Raw genomic sequence first — 5,132 nt, forward strand, 5'->3', positions numbered from 1 at the left:
ATAAAATCCTCTTATTTTATACTGAAAATATGGAAATGAATTTTGGGAAAATTTCTATTGCAAAGTTTTTGAAAGTAAGCCCACCTTTTAAAAATAGCAATGATGAAACTTTTATGATAAGGAATTTAGATGAAGTTATTTAAAAGCTCCTTACAGCCCTGTAAACAGGTTTTAGAATTCACGCTAAGTTTACCATTAATTATATAAACAAAAATGTTTATGAGTTATTCTGAAGGCTCTGTTTTGGGTTGGTACATGTTTATTTGGTTGATATGCCCATCATTTAAACTTAATTTGGTTTTTTAGACCAATGAAGACTACGAGAAGTCTCCGCATTTTACAATCGATATAGGAGTACTGACAGGATTCTTACTACAAAATATACCTCTTAGCAAATGAGAGAAAAAATATATGAATACAGTTGTATCTACAAAACAGTTTCAGCTGATTCAGAAAAACTAAAACGCGAGATACATGGTGAACCCAGCGGACATTCGCTCAAAGGTTTAAATACATCGCGATATCTGAAAGGAAAACAACCGTAGTAGCTAAGGGCATCCGGGCTATTATCTTGTTGAAATGCTTTTTCGGTAAGTATTCTATATATCATTTGTATCATTCTAATTTTCCTACAGCTCAAAAGCGGGATATACACCCAGATTCAACAATAAAAAATAAAGATGGAATAAAAAATGGGTACATAGACATCATATTAGAACGAAAGGAGCGAATAAATATGGTATTGTCCAAACTTAAAAAAAGCGTAATTCAAGGACTCCCACTCTTACTAACAACATTGTTAGCTACTCATTTTTCCTTTATTATGCTTCATGTTATGCCGGAAAATCTTGTATCAGACAGATTAGACGCAACTCTTAATTCTTACACAACCCCATTGTTCACTCAAAACTGGCACTTATTCTCACCCAATCCGCTTACAGAAAATATAATTGTCCATATGCAAGTAAAAGTAAAGGACTCTCCAACACCTAGCGATTGGCTAGATATTACAACGCCTCTGTTACAAAAAAATTATCAAAATTACTTCAGTCCCATTAATCGAGTAGCACGAATACCGTTTACAGCGGCCTCTGAAATGAGGAACCCTTTACGAGAAAGCGAGTTAAACTTTCTTACAAGTCTAGATAGAGAACATATGTCGAAAGAACAACAAGCATTATTACAACAAATCGAGAAAAAAAAGGTGAAAAATGAAGAATCCATGAAGGCAATTTTATATCGATTTGCTTTCGCTAGTGCTGAACAATATTTTTCAAGTCAGAAGGTAGATTCTCTCCGTTTGCGCATTGTTACTGTAAAACCGCTACCTTTATCTGACGGACTAAAAAAAGAAAAGCATCCTGAGAAAAAACGTACTTATCAAGAATTTGAGTGGAGAAAGTTTACGCCTATTCTTTTAAGGTAAATACCTACAGTGAAAACAGTAAGTTTTGCCAGTTTTAATCGGTGTCCCGAATCCCTTTAAAGGAGGATTTTGGGAGTTTTGACCGCTTATACTTTATCGAAAACGACGTGATAAAAAATGGAGGATTAGAGTTAAAATGAAATTATCAACGCATACATTGTGGGCAAAATGGCTGGAGTTTACTTACAAAGAAAGATTTTTAGTGGGAACAAGTTTAGCTAGAATTGGTTTTGGATTTGTTATCTTATTTTTTTACTGCATTCATTACCGCATAAGACACTTTTTATGGTTTCCTGGAGGAGTATTGGATGCAGACATATATCGCTCTGGATATCTAACAATTTTTCAATTTGCCTCTAATACTATCGCCTTTGACATTTTGTTTCATCTAGGGATTATTGTAACAATTTTATATATTATTGGTTACAAGGGAAGGATTACCTCTATACTGTTTTTTATTTTCACCTATTCTATTTTACAGAGGAATTGGTTATTAGGGGATGGGGGAGACAATCTCCTACGAGTATTGTTAGTATATATGATGTTTACAAAGAATACAGCTTACTTTTCATTTGACTCAAAGAAATTTTGGGAGAAACATCGAACAGGGGTACAAGATGGTACCTACCGAATTTCTACGTTACTCCATAACTTTGCTGCACTAGCATGTATCATCCAAATTTGTATTTTATACTTTACAGCGGGGATGTATCAGGCGATGGGGAACTTATGGACTCACGGGACTGCATTGTATTATATTATGCAAGTCGATCAATTTACATTCCCTGTTCTCAAAAATATATTATATGATTCTCCACTGCTATTAACCATCCTTACTTACTTGACCATTATTGTAAAAGTATCTTTTCCCTTTATGTTGTTCAATAGAATTACAAAATATATATCCGTATTTTCTATTGCTCTCTTTCACCTAGGTATCGGAATCGGAATGGGCTTGGTTTCTTTTTCTGCAATCATGATTATTGCTGATTTGATGATTATCTCAGATGATGATTATCGCATCCTTCGACGTACATTCGCAGAAAAAATGCGAAAACAACAAATTATGGTTTTCTATGATGGCTGGTGTCCATTCTGTACTAAAACAACAAAGAAAATTCATAAAATGGATTATCTAAACTTGATTGATTTTGTCTCTTTTCGGGACAAAGGTATTATTCAAGAAAATAAATTATCTATAGAAAAACTAGAAGAAATGATTCACAGTAGGAAAAAAGATGCGGAAGATGTTAAGATAGGCATTTATTCTTTTATCCAAATTTCAAAAAGAGTCATTCCAATGTGGTGTATTCTTCCTGCTTTATACGTGTCTGTATGGTTTGGATTTGGTCAAAAATTATATAAATTTATTGCTGATCGAAGAATTATTATTCCTAGTAATGGATGCAACGATTCCACAGAATGTAAGATCGATTTTGAAAAAAAAGAGAGTGCTACAAAAGATGAATCAGATAAAAATAAACTTCAATGATTGACAAACGATCCCCTAGGATATGTATGCAACTTAGGGGATTATCAAACCTTTTCATACGTAATTCCTACTATTTTTCAGGTGTTTGTTCCCAGTTCTTCCACAGTCTACGGTAATTCTCTAGACGAACGAAAGTTCCATCGAAATCCTTATTTTTTATCTCATTATCATTTATTTGCAACAAAATCCTTTGTGACAGAGATTTACAGGAAAATTTTTCTCGTATATATGGTTACATAAGGTGTGTTAGTATTCTAGGTGCAGATGAGTTATCCAAAAAATAAGGAGGTATTTCGTATGAAGAAAAAAGTATTAGCAGCCACAGCCAGTGTAGCAATTGCGGCAACAATGATGACAATTGGTTCTACAAGTGCATTTGCTGCACCGATAAAAGTAGAAGATAATGCTTCTCAAATGGGCATACAACAAGTACAAGGACAACAATTATTCTTAGGTGATATTGTCAATGGGGTAACGAATGTTGTTGGTGCTTTGGGAAGAGCAGCAGACGCGGTAAAGGATCAGGTTGCAGGAACAGTCGAAGCCGCACTAAGAGGGCCGGGAGTAGAGGACCTGAAGGGAATCGCAGTCCATCAAGCAGTCAATGCTGTAGGTGATGGGTATGGTCTTGCCACAGGAGCCGTTGATGGATCACTCGGAACGAAAGCTGCTTCTGGGTTATATAGTGCTATGTCGAAAGCGAATAGTGGTGGTAAATAAACCATTGTAATACAGTCACATCCCTATATGAAAAAGGGGTGTGACTATTTATTTTCCAACAGTTTCTAAACGAATAAAAAGTCTACTACCAAGAGACCCTTTTATTCTGGGCATAAGTACTTTTTTATGTAAGAATAATAATTTCTCTTGTGCCAGAACATGTATAGATTTTGGTTATTATGAACAGATAGAAGGGCATATTCCTTAAAACAATCAACTTATTTCTTGTCATATGAGAAGAATAGACAAAATAATTATTTTACATGTACTTATAGATTAGGATATATGCTACTTGTACTACTAAATATGAAATTCCCCCTGCATTGTAGTGCGTTAGTAAGCGCTGCAATGCAGGGGAATTTAGTAACATAGCACAAGAACAAAAAGGAGTTTTTTTATGAATCCTCTATTAGTCGATTTCCCCGATTCTTTTTCAACAGAGAGACTGTTCATTCGTATGCCATATCCTCAAGATGGGAAAGTCGTGTATGATGCTATACAATCGTCTCTTACTGAGCTTCAACCCTGGGTTGCTTTCGCCCAACGCAGACACACAGAAGCAGATATCGAAACTATTATCAGACAATATCATGTGGATTTTTTACAGCGAAAAGAACTCGTGTTTTTGCTGTTTCACAAGCAAACAGGAGCATTTGTGGCGTTTGCTAGCTTACATGAAATTAAGTGGAATGTATTAAAATTTAACTTGGGATATTGGATTGATTCGCGTTGGAGCAGAAACGGATATATGACAGAGGGGATAGAAGGCATTTTAGACTTTACTTTCCATACGTTACAAGCAAATCGTGTAGAAATTCACTGTGAATCAACCAATCGAAAAAGTTGCGTTATCCCACCAAAACTAGGATTTCGACTAGAAGGCATATTAGAAAAAAATACCATGTCTGTAGATGGTAGTGGACTGCGTGATACTTGTTTATTTGCAATGACTCGTCAACGGTATACGCATACGAAAAAACAGGGGTGTATATCCACAAAGCAAACATGATATATATGACTTCTGTTGTAAATTTCAAAAAAACGTTCGGTTACGAGCTGTGTTTATTGGATAGAAAAGCTTGCATCAGAAGTAAAATGTCTTTTGTTAACAGACAATTGAGTGCTGTGCAAAATTGCTTTTCTATGCAAAAATAATTATACCGGAATAATTTAAAGGGAGGTAATCCGATGATTCATGTAATTTTTGATGTAGGTGAAGTAATTCTCGAATCTATTATGAGTTTATTATAGGTTAATCTTTTTGTTAGTAATGATTATAAAGTTATAGATAGTTTTTATCATGCACTATACATTGAATAACTACAAAAACAACACCTTCGTTTCTTGAGGATGTTGTTTTTACTGTATTTGATTATATAACAAATGCTTTTTTTACCTTTATACGTTCATTTCTTGACTGAAATAATTTCAAAAGGGGTTTTTCTATCATGTAAAGGGGGAAGTTCTACCGGTGGTTCTATCCAAAACTTATCT

4 protein-coding genes are annotated in these 5,132 nt (G+C 34.6%); all 4 read left to right on the forward strand.

What is annotated here, in order from left to right; genetic code table 11:
• The first annotated feature begins 736 nt into the window (after nucleotides 1–736).
• The 4 genes from ACQRBL_RS31875 (at nucleotide 737) to ACQRBL_RS31890 (ending at nucleotide 4,647) form a co-directional block, all read left to right on the forward strand.
• Nucleotides 737–1,426 (forward strand): DUF5819 family protein, encoded by a 690-nt coding sequence (locus ACQRBL_RS31875; protein ID WP_098856391.1) that lies wholly within the window; start codon nucleotides 737–739, stop codon nucleotides 1,424–1,426.
• 136 nt (nucleotides 1,427–1,562) lie between these two features.
• Nucleotides 1,563–2,918, forward strand: coding sequence for a DCC1-like thiol-disulfide oxidoreductase family protein (locus ACQRBL_RS31880; protein ID WP_023524060.1), 1,356 nt, complete (start codon nucleotides 1,563–1,565; stop codon nucleotides 2,916–2,918).
• 297 nt (nucleotides 2,919–3,215) lie between these two features.
• The gene (locus tag ACQRBL_RS31885) at nucleotides 3,216–3,638 is read left to right on the forward strand and encodes a hypothetical protein (protein WP_411996789.1); all 423 of its coding nucleotides are present in this window, start codon (nucleotides 3,216–3,218) and stop codon (nucleotides 3,636–3,638) included.
• Between the two features lie 397 nt (nucleotides 3,639–4,035).
• A complete protein-coding gene (locus ACQRBL_RS31890; RefSeq protein WP_427736366.1) occupies nucleotides 4,036–4,647 on the forward strand; it encodes a GNAT family N-acetyltransferase in 612 nt (203 codons plus the stop codon).
• Nucleotides 4,648–5,132 lie beyond the last annotated feature (485 nt).

Origin of the sequence: Bacillus sp. AF62 (assembly GCF_050312695.1) — a bacterium.
Lineage (GTDB): Bacteria > Bacillota > Bacilli > Bacillales > Bacillaceae_G > Bacillus_A > Bacillus_A cereus.

Bases quoted from the DNA above. Each gene is read 5' to 3' on its own strand.
- ACQRBL_RS31875 (WP_098856391.1), top strand. From the start codon at position 737: ATGGTATTGTCCAAACTTAAAAAAAGCGTAATTCAAGGACTCCCACTC.
- ACQRBL_RS31890 (WP_427736366.1), top strand. From the start codon at position 4,036: ATGAATCCTCTATTAGTCGATTTCCCCGATTCTTTTTCAACAGAGAGA.
- ACQRBL_RS31880 (WP_023524060.1), top strand. From the start codon at position 1,563: ATGAAATTATCAACGCATACATTGTGGGCAAAATGGCTGGAGTTTACT.
- ACQRBL_RS31885 (WP_411996789.1), top strand. From the start codon at position 3,216: ATGAAGAAAAAAGTATTAGCAGCCACAGCCAGTGTAGCAATTGCGGCA.